Genomic DNA, 17,266 nt, shown 5'->3' with positions numbered 1-17,266 from the left:
TTAAAGAAATTTTTTCTTGTACAAAATTTAATAATATTGGAAAATGTTATGCATTAGATCCTTATATTGGAAAAGGATATTATTGGATTTATAATAATGAAAATTTATTTTCTATTGTAATTCATGATTTTTATTTTAATGATGATTTTTATATGGAGCATGATTTAGATGAATATTTTAGTATTTCTTATTTTGAATCTGTTTCTGGCGAAGAACTTAACCCTTATAATAGACTGAGTTCGAGTATTATTAAAAGTTTTTGGGCAAAAAACAAATATCAAGCTATATTTCATAAAAATATACCAATAAAAACAATAGGTATAGAATTTTTACCTGAATATTGTGATAATTATTTAATTAAAAAATTTGGAAAAGAATATATTAATCCAAGAAAAGCCTTATTAAGTGTGGATGAAAAAGAAGATTTTCCAGAGATAGTTATGCTGCTTTATCAACTTTTAAATTATAGAGGTAAAGGTATTTCGGCAAAACTTTTTTATGAAGGGAAAGTTTTTGAAGCATTATCTTTAATTTATGATAGGTATGCATATAAAATTAATGAAGAAAAAAATTTATCTAAAGAAGATAGAGAATATATTAAAAATGTTAATTTATATATAAATGATCATTATTCTTTTGATTTAACCTTAGATAAGTTATCTAAAATAGCTTGTATGGGTCTTACAAAATTGAAGAAAACATTTAAAATGGTTAATAAATGTACTATAACGGAGTATATACAAAGAAAACGTGTTACTGAAGCACAACATCTTTTAATGAAAACAGATCTCAATGTTGGTCAGATAGCAAATATAGTCGGTTATAAAAGTGCAAGTAGATTTTCAGAATTGTTTAAAAAAAATACTGGAATTCGTCCAGCTGATTATAGAAGATTGTATCATAGAAGTTAATAATTTATACAAAAAGGAATCCTTTTTTATAGGATTCCTTTTTACAATTATAATAATTGTTTCATATCATCATCTATATTGTTAATAGTATTTATCCCAAAATTTTTTACAAGCACATTAGCTACATTTGGTGATAAAAATCCAGGTAATGTAGGACCAAGTTTTATATTTTTTACACCTAAATATAATAATGCTAATAAAACTATTACTGCTTTTTGCTCATACCAAGCTATATTATATGCAATAGGTAGTTCATTTATATCATTTAATTCAAAAATTTCTTTTAATTTCAAAGCTATAACTGCTAAAGAATATGAATCATTACATTGACCAGCATCAAGAACTCTTGGAATTCCATCTATATCTCCAAGATTTAATTTATTATATCTGTATTTGGCACATCCAGCTGTAAGTATTATAGTATCTTCTGGCAACTTTTTGGCAAAATCTGTGTAATATTCTCTGGATTTCATTCTACCATCGCAACCAGCCATTACAAAAAACTTTTTAATTTTTTTAGTTTTAATTGCATTTACAATTTTATCAGCAAGTGCAAATACTTGAGCATGTGCAAAACCTCCAGTTATTTTACCATTTTCTATTTCCTTTGGAGAATTTAGTTTTTTTGCATGATTTATTATTTCAGTAAAGTCTTTTTTTCCATTAGAATCTTTTTCAATATGTTTACATCCTGGATAACCAGCTGAACCTGTTGTATATATTCTATTTATATGCGCTGGTTTTGGTGGTACTATGCAATTTGTTGTAAAAAGAATTGGGCCATTAAAAGATTCGAATTCTTCTTTTTGTTTCCACCAAGAGTTTCCATAATTTCCTATAAAGTTATTGTATTTCTTAAATTTAGGATAATAATGTGCTGGAAGCATCTCACCATGAGTATATACATCTACTCCTGTGTTTTGAGTTTGTTCTAATAATTGTTCTAAATCTTTTAAGTCATGTCCAGATATTAAGATTGCAGGATTATTTTTTACACCTATATTTACTTCAGTAATTTCTGGATTCCCATATGTAGAAGTATTAGCTTGATCTAATAAAGCCATTACATCTACGCCATATTTTCCAGTTTCTAAAGTTAAGGATACGAGATCATCAATACTGAGATCATCATTCAATGTTTTTGTAAGTGCTTTTGATACAAAATCGAATATTTCTTGATTTATATTGCTTAAGTTATATGCATGTTCAGCATATGCAGCTATACCTTTTAATCCATAAGTTATTAATTCTCTCAAAGATCTGATATCTTCATTTTTTGTTGCTAAAATTCCAACTTGTACAGAATCAGATTTAGCTTTTATTTCTTCTTCAGTATTTGCAGTCCAAACGGCACAGTCATGTAATTCATCAACTAATAAATTATTTTTTAGTAATTCTTTTTTTATATTTTCTCTTAATACTAAACCTTCTTTTATTTCTTCTATGAAAGCTTTTTCATCAAAATTTGCATTTGTTATAGTCATAAAAAGCCCATTCATTATAAAATAGTCTGCTTTTGGAAATTTTAAATTTCCTTTTTTTCCTTTTTCATTTAGTAAAGCTATACCTTTTATTGTATACAATAAAAGATCTTGTAAGTTTGCAACTTCAGAAGTTTTACCACATACTCCCATTACTGTACAACCTGTTCCTTTTGCAGTTTCTTGACATTGATAACAAAACATACTCATTTGATACCCCTCCTTGTTGAAGATATTATATGTTTATATTTTCTATTATTTTACCGTTTCTGAGTTCTGTTCTTATATTTTGAATCTCTTTTTCAAGTGTTTCTAATTTTTTTAAATTTTGGATTTCTTTATTATTTGTTATCATTACTTTTTCAATACCACCATTTTTTATAACTATTCTTTTATTAGCCATCAATGCAAGTAATGGATCATGAGTGGCAATTAATACTATTTTTTCTTTGTTTATAAGTAAATTAATAGCTTTTTTTCTATCTATTCCAGCATTTTCTATTTCATCTATTAATACTATTGGCGATTTACTAAGAATAGCTGTGTCAGCTATCATTAAAGCTCTTGATTGTCCACCACTAAGACTTGTTATTGGTGTTTTATCATTGAAACTTTCTCCAGACAAATAATTAGCAGATTCTATTATTTCTTTTATTATTTTTATTGGATTATTTATTAATCTACTTTGTGCATGCAATTTAAGAAATTCTTTCACACTTAAGTCCATTATAAAGTTCATATTTTGAGATAATTCAGCCACAAGCTTATTTGAAGTTGAAAATCTCCATTTAGGATCTGGAATTTTGTTATTTATTAAAATTTGTCTTTTAGTTGGAGTATCTTTATTTGCAGTCCATTCAATATCAGCTAATAATCTACTTTTTCCAGAACCAGTTGGTCCAACTATTGAAATAATTTCACTTTTTTTTATATTTATAGAATCAAATTTTTCTTTTTTTCCAGATTTATCTGTACCACTTATTATTGTTAATGATTCCACTTCATTTGTATTGTCTACCCCAATAAATTTTAGCATTTCATCTATATAGTATATAAGATTATCTATTATTTCTTCTTCTGTCATACCAATTTTTTCCATTTCAAATTCATCAAGATTTTTTAGAATTTCAGTTATTGTTTTTTCTCTATGGTTTTCTATGGGAATTTGATTTTGTTTAAAAAAAGATTTTGAAAAAGGATATTTTTCTTCTATTTCAAAAATTTTTAAATTTTTAAAACTATTTTTTTTAATCATCAAAATCACCTAAATTTATTTTTCTTATATTACCGATTTGAAACTCTTTTCCTATTCGTGTTTCTCCAAGGCAATATGAACATAAAGCTGATGGCATAGGGTATCTTAATTCTTTTCCCGAAACACTTTTTATTGAATTTTTTTTGTCGTATATTAATGTACTGAATTCATAAGAACCTTGTCCAGTCAACCCATTTATATGTATTATTATTGCTTTTGAATTTACTGTTTGTACTCTTGATGAAAAAACTTCTCTTTCAGCTTGTGACACTATATCTCCCTTTGTAATTATTACTATATCAGCTGTTTTTAACATAGGACCTATTTTTTTGGGAGTGTTTATACCACTTAAGTTATCTATAACACATACTGATTTTATATCTTTTATATAAGGTGAACATCTGTTACAAAGTCCAGCACTTTCTGTTATTAAAATATCTAATTCGTTTTTTAATCCCCATTCTACAACTTCTTCTATATTACTTATGAAATAATGATCTGGACATAATGAACCTGATAAACCTTTTTTTACAGGGATTTTCATTTTTTTATATAATTTATCATCATCTGTGTATAAACAATCGAATTTTACTACGCCTACTGTTAAATTTCTTTCTTTTAAAGCTTGAATAGTTTTTAATATTATCGATGTTTTTCCTGATGATGGCGGACCAGATATTGTTATTAAGTTCATATTTAGATTATCCTTTCTATTTATTAAAATATATTTTTTAGTTTTTTTATTAATTCAGAAAGATCATTGTTGTATATATAATCCCAACCTAACCATAAGTATTTATTATCTTTCGTGATCATGTTATCAATATCAGGATGTGTACTTGGAAATTTGCCATTATATGAAAAAATTTTTCCTATTTTTTTTGAAGCGAAAAATTCTGAAATATTTTTTAATTTATTATTATTTTTATTTATCATAAATATGGGGCTTATTATAGCTCCATCTTTAGGCCATATTGGAATCATTGGTGAGTTTTTATTTATAGTTTTTGTAAAAAAATATGGCATTATAGTTATAGCAGGTTTGTTTAGCTTTGTTTTATACGATTGAACCATTTGAGAAGGATGAAGATTACTTATTAATGTTTTTTTTAAACTCTCAATTCCTTCTTCACCAAATTTTTTATGTATATTAAGAAGAATAGCGTTAAATAAGTCGAAATCAGTTATGGGTAAACTTACTTTATTATCATATTTTCCAGATAATAAATCTTCCCAACTATCAGGTATTTCATTTTTTAATTCATTTTTATTAATCAAAAAAATTGCTGGAACAACTGCTAAAATAGAATAAGTGTTTTTTGGGTCTTTTAAATTAATTTCATCATTTTGAAAATCTTTATTATAATTTTTTATGTTTGATAGATCTTGAAAATTTTGATATGTTTTTTTATTAAAAAATAAATCAAATCCAGCAGAAATAAATATATCTGGTACTTTATTTTTTATAGAAATCTTATAATCTTCTTTTAACCAATTTATGCCCATTGAAGCAGTTTTTAAGTCAATGTTGAAATTTTCTTTTTTTTCTTTTATATATTTGTTTAATTCTTCAAGTATGGGTATTTTTACTGGACAAGGTAGTATTCCTTTTATATTTATTACTTCTTCTTTTTCTTTTTTATTATTGATCTTTAACTCTAAGTTTTTTAAAAAAATATTTAATGGTATTTGTTTCATATCTAAAGCCATTTTTAGATTTATATTTTTTCCAAGAGTTTTTAATTTATTCATATTTTTGAATTCTTTAAAACCCATTTCAATTAATATTTCTAAAGTTTCAGGATATTTTGTAATTATTTCATATATTGAATTATTCTCATCTATTTTCATATTTTTTCACCTCATGTTTTAATTCGGATAAATTGTATCAATATATGAAAAATTAATCCGTAACAAAAGTTACAGAAAATAAAAAGAGATTATATATAGCCTCTTAAAATTTAATGTTTAAAGTTTCTCTTTTGGAATGTCTGATTAAAAAATTATCAGAATTATTATGAAAAGCTGTTATTACTTTTATGATTTCATTTTTTGTTATTGTATATCTTGATTCTTTATTTAATGGAATTTCAAACTCAGCTATTGAAAATTCTTTTGATCTTTTACCAGTATATTTTTTTATGTATTTTTCATCAATTTTTTTATGTTTTGTAGATGAAACTCCTAAATGTTCTTCGAGAATAATGTTATTTTTTTCAAATCCTATTAAAATTATTTTTGCATCTTTCATTTTAAATGTTGGATTGAAACCTATAGATATCCATCCGTTAGAAGGGGCTTTTAAAAGCATATATATACTTTTTTCTTCATTAAAAGTCCAATAAATTTTCATTCCAGTTTTAGTTATAATTTCGTTTTTATATTCAAAATCTTCGATTAATAAACTCTTTTCAGAAAATATGAATATTATACTTATAATAAAGATAAATATCAAAAAAAATTTTTTCATTTGTTTTTCCTCCTTTATTATCCGAATATCCATGGATTTGTTAAATGGATTATTAATGCAGTGAATATAATAATTGTATTTAATTTATGTATTAAAAGCCATTTTTTAAAGATCTTTAAATTTTTGAATATATATAATAAAAAGTTTATAATTATCAGAATTAATAAAATTGAACCTGTATGTATATAAAATACAGTTCCAAGTATTAGGTATGCATGTATTATGGCTATTAATATAATCAAAAGTCCATTTATTTTGTGAAAAAAAGAGATTTTTTTTAATAAAGATAAATATTTTGTTTTATTTTTGGAATTTTTAAATTTATAATTTTTATAAATTTTTTTTAATATAAATAAACTTCCATTTAATATTAAAAGAAAAACATTTATCCAACCAAGAACTTCGTATATCAATATTTTAATCACCTCATCATTATAATATTAATGTTTTTATAATATATTATAACATATATTCATATAATATTAAAATAATTGTCGTGATATAAAAAGAGTATTATGATATGAAAATCATAATACTCTTAATATAAATTACTTTTTTATATTTATTATAATATTTATAAAAATTGGTATTAATAAGATTAAACCTAAACTTAAAAAAGATTTTTGTAAACCATATATATCACCAATTTTTCCGAATAGAGGAAATATTATTATCATATATATACTAAATATCATAGAACACATAGAAAGGATAGTAGCTCTTTTATCAGAAGAGATTTTTTTATTTATATAATCAGAATAAGTTACAAAAATTATGCTTTCTGATATAGAAATTAAAATAAAAAATATATAAGGTATTTTTGAAATTCCCATAGATATTAAAGAAATAGAAATTATTATTGGAAATATCAAAAAAATACCTTTTTCTGTCAGAACGTTTTTTATTTTTTGTGTATATATTGAAAAAAAAGCACTTATTACACCAGAAATTGAAAATATTAATCCTATTTTTGTAGTATTGAAACCTTTATAATATAGATCATTTTGTAAGTAAAAAAATACTGTTGTACAAAACATGGTTAATAATTCTGAAAATAAAACAATAAAAAACAATTTTTTATCTTTGATCAATTCTTTAAAACTATCTTTGTTCTGATTGATAAAATTTGCGAAATTTTTTGAATTATAATTATATTTTATTTTAGGTTCTTCAAAAGAAAAGCTATAAAGAAAATTTATAATTCCTATTATAATTGCTATATTATAAGCTAATTCAAAACTTTTATCGGCAAAATAACCACCTAATAAGTATCCAAATAACATACCTATTTGAGTTATAAATTCTATTTTTCCAGATATTTTTAAAAATTCTTCTTCTTTTGATATATTAATTAGAGAGTCGTATAATAAAGCTTGACCTGCTCCAGACTCAAGATTATAAGATAGTGCATTAAATATCATGCTTATTGTAAAAAAATAAAAATTATTAGAATTTATAAATATAATGTTAGAAATTATAGAAATAAATCTTCCAAAACTTCTACTAGTTTTTCTACCGAAAAAGTCTGCAATTATTCCTGTTGGTACTTCCATAAAAAATGAAGTCAAATGAAATATTCCTTCTAATAAGCCTATTTGGGTCAAATTCATTCCTTTATAAGATAAAAATATTATCCAAATTGTACCAGTTAAATTTAAATTTGAAAAAAATGTAAATATATAATTCTTTTTTATATTTCTTTCTATTTTATCAATTTCAAAATGCATTTGCTATCACCTCATAATTATTTTATTCATCCACTATCAGCAAATACATTTATATTACCTAAAAATTTAATATTAATTATATACATCATAAAAAGTCCCCCTTAATATTTATATTTTATTATATCATTAAAAATATAAATAAATTTCTTGTTAAGATATGGACTAGATAAAATGATATAATATAATATTAAAATATAATAATTTGAGGTGTTTTTATGGAACTAGAAATTTTAAAAAGTATTCAAAGCATTAATAATAATTTTTTTGATGTTTTTTTTGAAATAATAACTATTTTTGGAGAAGAACTTTTTATAATACCGGTTTTGGCAGTTATTTATTGGGGAATTGATAAGAGATTTGGAGAATATATGGGATTTTCTATTTTTTCGAGCTTATTAGTTAATAATTTTTTAAAAGATATATTTAAATTTAATAGACCAATTGGAGAAGAAAATATAAGAAGTTTGAGAGTTGAAACTGCTACAGGTTATTCTTTCCCAAGTGGCCATAGTCAGGGTGCAGGAACATTTTATAGTTCTTTGTCTTTTTATATTAGGAAAAAAATTATTTATTTTTTTTCTTTTATAATGATAATATTAATAGGCTTTTCAAGACTTTATTTGGGCGTTCATTATCCAAAAGATGTTTTAGTTGGAATTATTTTAGGGGTATTTATTTCTTATATTACTTACTTTTTTTATTATAGAGTTTTGAGTAGAAATAAAATGTATATTATTTTATTAATGATTTTTGCGCCCTTATTATTATTTGTAGAATCGGCAGATTTTTATAAAGTTTATGGAAGTTACTTTGGATTTGTTTTGGGTATTATATTAGAAAAAAAATATATTAATTTTAATACTGATATAAAATTTATTAAAAAATTTTTAAGAATTTTTTTAGGAATAGGATTAATTTTTATTTTAAAGATTTCATTAAAAATTTTTTTTGTTGATCATGTTATTTTTGATATGATTAGATATTTTTTTATAGTATTTTTTGGTATCGGAATTTATCCTATGATATTTAATAAACTTTCTTTTTAAAAAGCAATCTATTATTAATTTTTTAGTAATAAAAAGAGTTAAATTTATATAGATAAAAATTTTATTAATTCATATGGGGTGTTAAATATGATTAATTTTAATACTGAAAATAAAAAATTAGAAAAATTTGAACAATTCAGAGATGAATATATAAAATTGATATTTAATAATGAATTAGATAGAGCTTTAAAATTTATATTAAATCTAAAAAAAATGAATTTTAGTATAAAAGATATTTATTTAAATGTATTTAGAGAATCTTTGTATAAAATTGGAGATATGTGGGAAAATAATGAGATCGATGTTGGTGATGAACATTATTTTTCTGAATCAACAAAAATTATAATGTCACATATTTTTGTTAATGAATTTAATCATGAAGAAAATCAAAAAAATATAATTTGTGGAACTATTGAGGGTGAATATCATGAAATAGGAATAAAGATGATTTCAGATTTGCTTTATGCTGAAGGATTTAATATAAATTATTTAGGTACAAACGTTCCTATAAAATCATATATGCGATTTTTAAATAAAAATAATTTTGATGCAATACTTATATCTGTAACTCTTAAAAAAAATTTAGATAATTTGAAAAAACTTGTAAAAAGTATAAAAAAAGAAGATAATTTAAAAAAAATGATGGTAATTGTTGGTGGATATCCTTTTTATGAAGATTCAAATCTTTATAAAAAAATAGGGGCAGATTTTTTTGGTAATGATATTGAGGATATTCAATTTTATTTAAAATATGAAAAAGAGAGAAATCTAAAGATTTCTCTCTTTTTCATTTAAAATCTTCTGGATTTGTTAATTTTATATTTTCTTTGTTTCCAGGTATTATTTTTATATTTTTATATTCTTCAAAGTATATTGAAGCATCATCTGTAAATTTTTTTATATTTTTTATATTTTTTTTATAACTAATGAATAATTTTTCATAATTGAAAAATTGTGGAGTTAAATGTCTAAATACTTTCGAACGTTCAAGAAATTTTATTATATTTCCATTAGAGTCTGTAAGAGAAATTGTATCAATTTCTTGTATTGCTGGTATTATAGCATCATGATTTTTAGATTCTATTAAGTATTTGTTGATATCCTCAGATTGAATAAAAGGTCTTACTACATCATGTATGCAAATTATATCTATATTTTTATTTTGTAAGTACTTTAAACCTTCAAAAACACTTTCGGCTCTTGAATTTCCACCAGCTATTACAGTGTTAACTTTTTTGAATTTTTTGGTTATTTCTTTTGTTTTGTTTATGTAGTCTATATTGGATACTATAAGTATTTTATCTATATTTGAGTTTTCAAATTTTTCTATAGTTGTTTCTAATATTGTTTTATTTCGTATTTTATAAAATTGTTTTGGAATATTAAGACCAGAACGTTTTCCAATTCCACCAGAAACTATTATTGCGTAATTCATTTTTTACACCTCCATTATTTTACTTTTATGATTATAACAGATAATTGAAAGGATATGAAATATAATATTTAAATATATTTTTTGTAAATTAAAATTCCTTAAGGTATAATATAAAAGGATGATTAAATAAATAAATTTTAAATATATACAGGAGAGTGATTTTAGTGTACATAGTTGGAGTTGACCTTGGTGGTACAGAAATAAAAGTTGGATTAGTTGATAGAGAAAAAGGAATAGTTAGAAAAGTTTCAAGAGCTACAGAGGTTGACAAAGGCCCAGATAAAATCGTTGAGAATATTGCTTTAGCTATAAAAGAAGTTGCTGGAGATGATGATTTTGAATATGTAGGAATTGGATCTCCTGGTTCAATTGATAGAAAAAAAGGAATAGTTAGATTTTCACCAAATTTTCCAGATTGGCGTGATTTTCATCTTACAGAAAAAGTTTCAGAATTAATTGATAAAGAAATAATAGTGGAAAACGATGCAAATGCTTTTACTCTTGGAGAATGGTATTTTGGTAAAGCAAAAGGTTCTCAAAATTTTATTGCTTTAACTCTTGGTACTGGTATAGGTTCTGGAGTAGTTGCAAATGGTACTTTTATAACTGGAAATAATGGTATTGGAGCTGAACTTGGACATATAGTTATAGTTCCAGAGGGACCAATGTGTGGTTGTGGTTCAAGGGGTTGTTTGGAATCTGTAGCATCAGCTAAATTTGTTGGATTACATGCAAGAGAATTGGCTCCGAGGTATCCTGAATCTTTAATGATTAAATTTGCTGGAGACATAAACAAAATAGAGTCTAAACATGTATTTAAAGCATGTGAAGAAAATGATGAACTTGCAAAAATTGTTGTTAATGAAACTGTTGAGGTTCTTGCAAGGGCCATCGGAGGATATGTTCATATGTTTAATCCAGAAATGATAATTATAGGTGGAGGCATGAGTAAAGCTGGTGAAACCTTATTTAAACCATTAAGAGAAAGAACAAAAAAATATGTTATGGTTAGTTTTAGAGGCACTTATAGAATAGAGCAGTCAGATCTTGTAGAAAATGCAGGTATATTAGGAGCTGCTTCTGCTGCCATATTTTCAAAAGGAGTGGAATAATGCAGAAAACTGTTACTAATTATTTAATCATAGCAAATTTAATCATTTTTGCTTTGATGTTTTTGTTTGGAGGATTTGGTGCTTTTAATAATCCTTTGATTTTATTGAGATTTGGTGCACAATATGGACCTTTTGTAAGTGCGGGACAGTTTAATAGATTGATAACTTCCATGTTTGTACATGGAGGTATTTTACATATATTATTTAATATGTATGCCCTTTTTTATTTTGGAAATATGGTTGAGAGAATATATGGTCCTTATAAATATTTTTCTGTTTATGTTATTTCTGGTTTTTTTGGTAATTTGATGACACAACTTATAATACCAGGAACATTTTCTGTTGGAGCTTCTGGAGCAATTTTTGGTCTTGTTGGACTTTTATTTGGATCTGGTTTTAGACAAGATACACCAAGGATGTTGAAACCTCTAACAGGTACAGCTTTATTACCTTTTATTATTATAAATATTCTTTTTGGATTTACTATGAATACTATAAATAATTTTGCTCATTTAGGCGGTCTTGCAGCTGGGTTTACTTTTGGATGGCTTATGCCTGTTACATTTTCTAAAACATCATGGAATATATGGAAATATATTTATTATTTTATGTGTGCGATAGTTGTGTTGGCTTATATCATGTTGATAGTATTCAATTTTATATAAGGAGTGTTTATTATGAATAATGAACTTTATTATAAAGTATCCAGAGATCCTATTCATTCTGAAATATTTTTATATCCATTAGAAATAGTTATAACTGATACTCCTTCTATGCAAAGACTTAGGTATTTAAGCCAACTTGCAGGTGCGGAATATGTTTATCCATCTGCAACACATACCCGTTTTGGACATTCGTTGGGAGTAATGCACCTTTCAGGCCTTTATGCTAAACATCTTTACCCAGAAAATCATTCTAAATATAGAGTTTTAAGAATTGCTGGATTGGTTCATGATATTGGTCATGGCCCTTATTCACATCAATTTGATGATATTGTTTATAAAAAGATGGGTTATAAGGATGGCCATGATGAATTTAGAGAAAGAATAATAAAAGGGAAATTAATAGAAGATATAAAAAAAGGTTTTTATAATATAAATGATCATAGAACTAAAAATGATTTTTATAAAGATTTAAGCCTAACTATAAAAAAAGAAGTTTGCGATGATAATATTGATGAAGCATTAAATGAATTGATGAATCTTGTAATAGAAGTTTTTGAAGGTGAAAATACTGGAAGTGTTGATTTTAACATAGTTCAAGGTCCTTTAGGTGCTGATAGACTTGATTTTGTTTTAAGAGATTCATATTATGCAGGAACAAGACATTTTGGTACTGGTGCTGTTGATAGGCTTATAAGAAATTCAGGAATGCATAATAATGGAAAAATAGTTTATTCTATAAAAGTAATAGATGATATATATACTTCTTTATTTTCAAGATTTATGATGTATAAAAATGTTTATTTTCATAAAACTTCAAGAGCTGCAGATCAAATGCTTCAAGAAGTTTTAAAAGTTGCATATGATGTTTTAGATCTTAAAGAGAGAGTTGAAACACCTGAAAAATTTGTAAAATTAACAGATTCAAGTATTATAAATGAACTTGAATTTCTATATGATATTATATATGAAAAAGATAGATATGATTTAACTTTGAATTCAAATCTTATGGAAAAATCGAATAAAATTTTTTATGCACATGAAATAATTATGAGATTAAAACAAAGAGATTTATGGAAACTTGTTATGGAAATTCCTTTTTCAATGACTGGAGTAGATCCTTCTGTTGTTAGTATGTCTGTTGCTGAAAATTCATTGAATATCATCAAAGAAAATATTGAAAAAACTTTAGATCTTGATATAGATAAAGAGGATAAAGAAATACTTAGGAAAATTCTTGAAGATTTTGATTTGATATTTAAAATAGATTCTCCTTATAAATTATCTTTGGTTCATCCTAAAGAATTTTTAGCGAGTGATGTTTATATAAAAGATATTAATGAAGATATTATTTCATTTGAACAAGTTTATGAAAAATATCCTGCTTATAAGCTTATGGAAAGTAATTTGATTCAAATAGTTAGAATATATATGAAATTAGATGATAGAGAAATATTAAAAAAATATTCAATTATTCCAAGTGCATCTGAAGTTAAGATTACAACGAGGTGGTAACATGTTAAATAATGTCGTACAAGCAGGTTTTTTTGATAATAGAGTTAGAGTAGTTTGCACAAACTCTACAGATATAGTAAAAGAATCAGTCATTAGGCATGATCTTTCTCCAATGTCTTCTGTAATTTTAGGAAGACTTTTGTCAGCTTCAATTTTACTTGGAAGTTGGATGAGTGAAAAAGAGAGGGTAACTCTTATGATTTCAACAAATGATGATGTTGGAGATATAGTTGCACAATCGAACTCAAATCTTGAAGTTAAAGGTTATATTTCAAATAAAAAATTGGAAGCAGTATTTAAAGAAAATGGCAAATTTGATGTTTCTAAAGTTTTAAAAAATGGCTCTTTAAATGTTATAAGAGATCTTGGATTAAAAAAACCAGTTGTTTCTAATATGCCTTTAATAAATGGAGAAATTGCTGAAGATATAGCTTATTATATGAATCAATCTGAACAAGTTCCTTCAGCTGTAAGTTTGGGAGTTTTTGCTGATAAAGAAGGTATAGTTTCAGCTGGAGGATTGATGTTGCAGATTTTAGATAGAACTATGAAAGATGAAGATATAGCTTTTTTTGAAAAAACTTTTATAAATATGGATTCTATATCTTCATTATTAAGAAAAAAATCTCTTGAAGATATAATTAAAGTTTTTGGAAATCCAGATTATATTGAATATAAAAACTCCTCTTTTGTTTGTAATTGCTCAAAAGAAAAAGTTTTAAATTCTTTAATAACTTTTAATTTTGATGAACTTGAAGAGATGAAAAAAGATAATGAACTTGCAGTTCATTGTTCATGGTGTTCTAAGAAATATGAAATAAATTCTAAAGATTTAGATGAAGTAATAAACATTAAAAGGAGGTCCGATAATGCTTAATGATTTAAAAGGTAAAAAAGTTATAGATGATTATAAAAAGATTATTGAAGATAAAAATGAAGATATTAATGCTGTAATTTCTCAAGATATTGTTTATGGAAATTCAAATGGAGATTATTATGGTATACCTTTTTTAGTTAAAGATAATATAAATATTTTAAATACATCTATGACTTGTTCTTCAAAAATTTTAAAAGATTATAGATCTGTATATACTGCAACCGTCGTAGAAAGATTAATAAATAGAGGGTTTTCTGTTATAGGAAAAACAAATATGGATGAGTTTGCAATGGGCGGAACAAATGAATATTCTGTTTATGGACCAGTGAAGAATCCTCTTGATTTGAACAGGGTTTCTGGTGGAAGTTCTGGAGGGTCTGCAGCAGCAGTTTCTTGTGGCATGGTTCCTTTTGCACTCGGTTCTGATACTGGAGGATCTGTTAGACAACCGGCTTCTTTTTGTGGTGTTGTTGGATTTAAACCTTCTTATGGAGTTTTGTCAAGATATGGATTAACTGCTTTTGGTTCATCTTTAGATCAAATCGGTGTTTTGGCTAAAGATGTTTTTGATGTAGCTTTGATTACTGATATTATGAAAGGTAAAGATGAAAAAGATTCAACAACTATATCTTTTGAAGAAAATCTTATGGAATATTTGAATAAAGATTTTTCTGATATAAAAATAGCTATTCCCTCAATTGTATATGATAAAATTCAAAATGAAAATGTAAAAAAAGCTTTTGATAATGCTGTTAATAAAATTAAAGCAAATAAAGTAACTATAGATATAGTAGATATTCCAGAAATGGAATATTCTGTTGCTGCTTATTATATTATAGCTCCGTCTGAAGCATCATCAAATCTTTCAAGATTTGATGGGGCAAGATATGGAAATAGAATAGATGGAGAGGGTTTAACGGATATGTATAAAAATACTAGAAATAATGGTTTCGGTATAGAAGTTAAGAGAAGAATTTTAATGGGAACTTTTACATTATCTTCTGCTTATTATGATGCATATTTTTCTAAAGCAATGAAAGTTAGAAATTTAATAAAAACAAAAATAGAAGAGATATTTAAAGAATATGATTTTATTTTAACACCAACAGCTCCTGTGTTACCACCTAAATTTGATGAAAAGCTTTCTCCACTTGATAGATATTTGATGGATATATTTACTATACCTGCTAATTTTGCTGGAACTCCTGCTATTTCAGTGCCTTTTGGAAATATAGATCATCTTTCATTTGGGATACAGTTTATGGGAAGAAGGCTTGAAGATGCAAAACTTCTTGGGTTTGCTAATCAAATTTTTAAGCTGGGAGCTGATGAATAATGTATAAAACTATTATAGGATTAGAAATTCATACTCAATTACTTACTAAAACAAAGGCTTTTTGTAAATGTTCAGCGGATCATTTTGAAAATGAAATTAATAAAAATGTATGTCCAATTTGTTCTGGACAACCAGGTTCTTTACCGGTATTAAATGAAGAAGCAGTAGATTTAGCAATTATGGCTGGATTAGCTTTAAATGGAAAAATTAATGAAATTTCTAAATTTGATAGAAAAAATTATTTTTATCCAGACCTCCCAAAAGGATATCAAATAACACAGTATTTTTATCCCATTGTAAGTGATGCGTATATAAAAATTGATGGTGATAAAATTAGAATTAATAGAATACATATGGAAGAAGATACAGCAAAAATGCTTCATCAAGGAGATCAAATTTCAACTGCTAAAGAATCATTGATTGATTATAATAGAGCTGGTATACCTTTAATAGAAATAGTTACAGAACCAGATATAAAAAGCCCTTCTCAAGCAAGAGAATTTATGGAAAAACTTAGAGATATTTTGAGATATGCTAATATTTCTTCTGGAGATATGGAAAAAGGTGCTTTGAGATGTGATGCTAATATTTCTATTATTGATGAAGAAACTGGAAAATCATCAAAAAGAGTTGAAATAAAAAATATAAATTCTTTTAAATTTGTCGAAAAGGCTCTTGAATACGAAAGAGAAAGATTAATAGAAGTTTTAAAAAATAATGAGAATATGGTTCAAGAAACAAGAGGTTGGGATGCAACTACTAAATCAACATTTTCTATGAGAACAAAAGAAGAAGAAGCCGATTATAGATATTTTCCAGAACCAGATATACCTTATTTAGTGATTGAAAAAGATAGAATAGAAAAAGTAAAAAATAGACTACCTGAATTACCCGAACAAAAATCGAAAAGATTTGTTGAAAATTATGATATTCCAGAATATGATGCAGATGTTATTTCTTCTAATAAAGAATTTGCAGATTTTTATGAAGAATGTGTAGAAATTGTAAAAGATGGAAAATTTGTATCTAATTGGTTTATAGGAGATATCTTAAGACTTATGAAAGAAAATGAAGATGAAGTAAATGATTTGAACTTTAAACCAGAACATTTAAAAGATTTAAAGGATCTTTTGGATTCTAATAAAATATCTACAAAAATAGCTAAAGATATTTTTCCACAAGTTTATTCTGAAGGAATAATGCCATCAATTATAGTAAAAGAAAAAGGACTTGAACAGATTGATGATGATGAAGAATTGAAAAAAATGGCTTTAGAAATTTTAAAAGCTAATCCTAAAAATGTTGAAAAATATAAAAATGGTAAGAACAACTTACTCGGTTTTTTCGTTGGGCAAGTTATGAAACAAACAAAAGGAAAGGCCAATCCTTCAAAAGTTAATGAAATATTTTTAGACTTATTAAAATAAAGACCGGGTATT

General features: G+C 25.1%; 17 protein-coding genes. 9 read left to right on the top strand and 8 right to left on the bottom strand.

Going from position 1 to position 17,266, the window contains the following annotated elements; all coding sequences use genetic code 11:
- Positions 1-152: 152 nt before the first annotated feature.
- Positions 153-911, top strand: a complete 759-nt coding sequence (locus C7380_RS01025; RefSeq protein WP_206050483.1) for a helix-turn-helix domain-containing protein — start codon at positions 153-155, stop codon at positions 909-911.
- 47 nt (positions 912-958) lie between these two features.
- Here C7380_RS01025 and hcp read toward each other — a convergent pair whose 3' ends face one another.
- The 7 genes from hcp to C7380_RS00990 all read right to left on the bottom strand — a co-directional run bounded on the left by hcp (position 959) and on the right by C7380_RS00990 (position 7,844).
- Entirely contained in the window at positions 959-2,602 is a 1,644-nt protein-coding gene (gene hcp, locus C7380_RS01020; RefSeq protein WP_109603617.1) for a hydroxylamine reductase, read from the bottom strand.
- A gap of 25 nt (positions 2,603-2,627) precedes the next feature.
- A complete protein-coding gene (locus C7380_RS01015; protein ID WP_109603616.1) occupies positions 2,628-3,647 on the bottom strand; it encodes an ATP-binding cassette domain-containing protein in 1,020 nt (339 codons plus the stop codon).
- Entirely contained in the window at positions 3,640-4,341 is a 702-nt protein-coding gene (locus tag C7380_RS01010) for a GTP-binding protein (protein ID WP_109603615.1), read from the bottom strand. The genes C7380_RS01015 and C7380_RS01010 overlap by 8 nt, the downstream gene beginning before the upstream one ends.
- Before the next feature lie 23 nt (positions 4,342-4,364).
- Positions 4,365-5,498, bottom strand: a complete 1,134-nt coding sequence (locus C7380_RS01005; protein ID WP_109603614.1) for an ABC transporter substrate-binding protein — start codon at positions 5,496-5,498, stop codon at positions 4,365-4,367.
- Positions 5,499-5,601: 103 nt separating this feature from the next.
- Positions 5,602-6,117 carry a DOMON domain-containing protein gene (locus C7380_RS01000; protein ID WP_158274735.1) on the bottom strand — a complete coding sequence of 172 codons (516 nt, stop codon included), beginning with the start codon at positions 6,115-6,117 and terminating at the stop codon, positions 5,602-5,604.
- 17 nt (positions 6,118-6,134) lie between these two features.
- The gene (locus C7380_RS00995) at positions 6,135-6,530 is read right to left on the bottom strand and encodes a hypothetical protein (protein WP_109603612.1); all 396 of its coding nucleotides are present in this window, start codon (positions 6,528-6,530) and stop codon (positions 6,135-6,137) included.
- 135 nt (positions 6,531-6,665) lie between these two features.
- Positions 6,666-7,844 (bottom strand): MFS transporter, encoded by a 1,179-nt coding sequence (locus C7380_RS00990; protein WP_109603611.1) that lies wholly within the window; start codon positions 7,842-7,844, stop codon positions 6,666-6,668.
- A gap of 215 nt (positions 7,845-8,059) precedes the next feature.
- On the opposite strand from C7380_RS00990, the gene C7380_RS00985 reads away from it, so the two are divergent.
- Together C7380_RS00985 and C7380_RS00980 are read left to right on the top strand one after the other, a co-directional pair.
- Entirely contained in the window at positions 8,060-8,890 is an 831-nt protein-coding gene (locus tag C7380_RS00985) for a phosphatase PAP2 family protein (RefSeq protein ID WP_109603610.1), read from the top strand.
- An 87-nt stretch (positions 8,891-8,977) separates the two neighbouring features.
- Positions 8,978-9,685, top strand: coding sequence for a cobalamin B12-binding domain-containing protein (locus C7380_RS00980; protein ID WP_109603609.1), 708 nt, complete (start codon positions 8,978-8,980; stop codon positions 9,683-9,685).
- Here C7380_RS00980 and C7380_RS00975 read toward each other — a convergent pair.
- Complete coding sequence (locus tag C7380_RS00975; protein ID WP_109603608.1) at positions 9,678-10,325, bottom strand: IspD/TarI family cytidylyltransferase; 648 nt, start codon at positions 10,323-10,325, stop codon at positions 9,678-9,680. The two genes, C7380_RS00980 and C7380_RS00975, sit on opposite strands and share 8 nt — an antisense overlap.
- Before the next feature lie 164 nt (positions 10,326-10,489).
- Here C7380_RS00975 and C7380_RS00970 point away from each other — a divergent pair, with 164 nt between their 5' ends.
- From C7380_RS00970 to gatB, 6 genes are read left to right on the top strand one after another with little or no spacing between them, the layout of a single operon-like run.
- A complete protein-coding gene (locus C7380_RS00970) occupies positions 10,490-11,437 on the top strand; it encodes an ROK family protein (RefSeq protein WP_109603607.1) in 948 nt (315 codons plus the stop codon).
- Entirely contained in the window at positions 11,437-12,102 is a 666-nt protein-coding gene (locus tag C7380_RS00965) for a rhomboid family intramembrane serine protease (RefSeq protein ID WP_109603606.1), read from the top strand. Before C7380_RS00970 ends, C7380_RS00965 begins: the two co-directional genes overlap by 1 nt.
- A gap of 12 nt (positions 12,103-12,114) precedes the next feature.
- Positions 12,115-13,614, top strand: a complete 1,500-nt coding sequence (locus C7380_RS00960) for an HD domain-containing protein (RefSeq protein ID WP_109603605.1) — start codon at positions 12,115-12,117, stop codon at positions 13,612-13,614.
- Between the two features lies 1 nt (position 13,615).
- Positions 13,616-14,491 (top strand): Hsp33 family molecular chaperone HslO, encoded by an 876-nt coding sequence (locus C7380_RS00955; protein WP_109603604.1) that lies wholly within the window; start codon positions 13,616-13,618, stop codon positions 14,489-14,491.
- A complete protein-coding gene (gene gatA, locus C7380_RS00950; RefSeq protein WP_240597463.1) occupies positions 14,484-15,827 on the top strand; it encodes an Asp-tRNA(Asn)/Glu-tRNA(Gln) amidotransferase subunit GatA in 1,344 nt (447 codons plus the stop codon). Before C7380_RS00955 ends, gatA begins: the two co-directional genes overlap by 8 nt.
- Positions 15,824-17,254: an Asp-tRNA(Asn)/Glu-tRNA(Gln) amidotransferase subunit GatB gene (gatB, locus tag C7380_RS00945; RefSeq protein ID WP_170110808.1), complete on the top strand. Its 1,431-nt coding sequence runs from the start codon at positions 15,824-15,826 to the stop codon at positions 17,252-17,254. The genes gatA and gatB overlap by 4 nt, the downstream gene beginning before the upstream one ends.
- Positions 17,255-17,266 lie beyond the last annotated feature (12 nt).

Origin of the sequence: Oceanotoga teriensis (genome assembly GCF_003148465.1) — a bacterium.
Taxonomy (GTDB): domain Bacteria; phylum Thermotogota; class Thermotogae; order Petrotogales; family Petrotogaceae; genus Oceanotoga; species Oceanotoga teriensis.
This window is presented reverse-complemented; position numbering and strand designations above follow the sequence as displayed.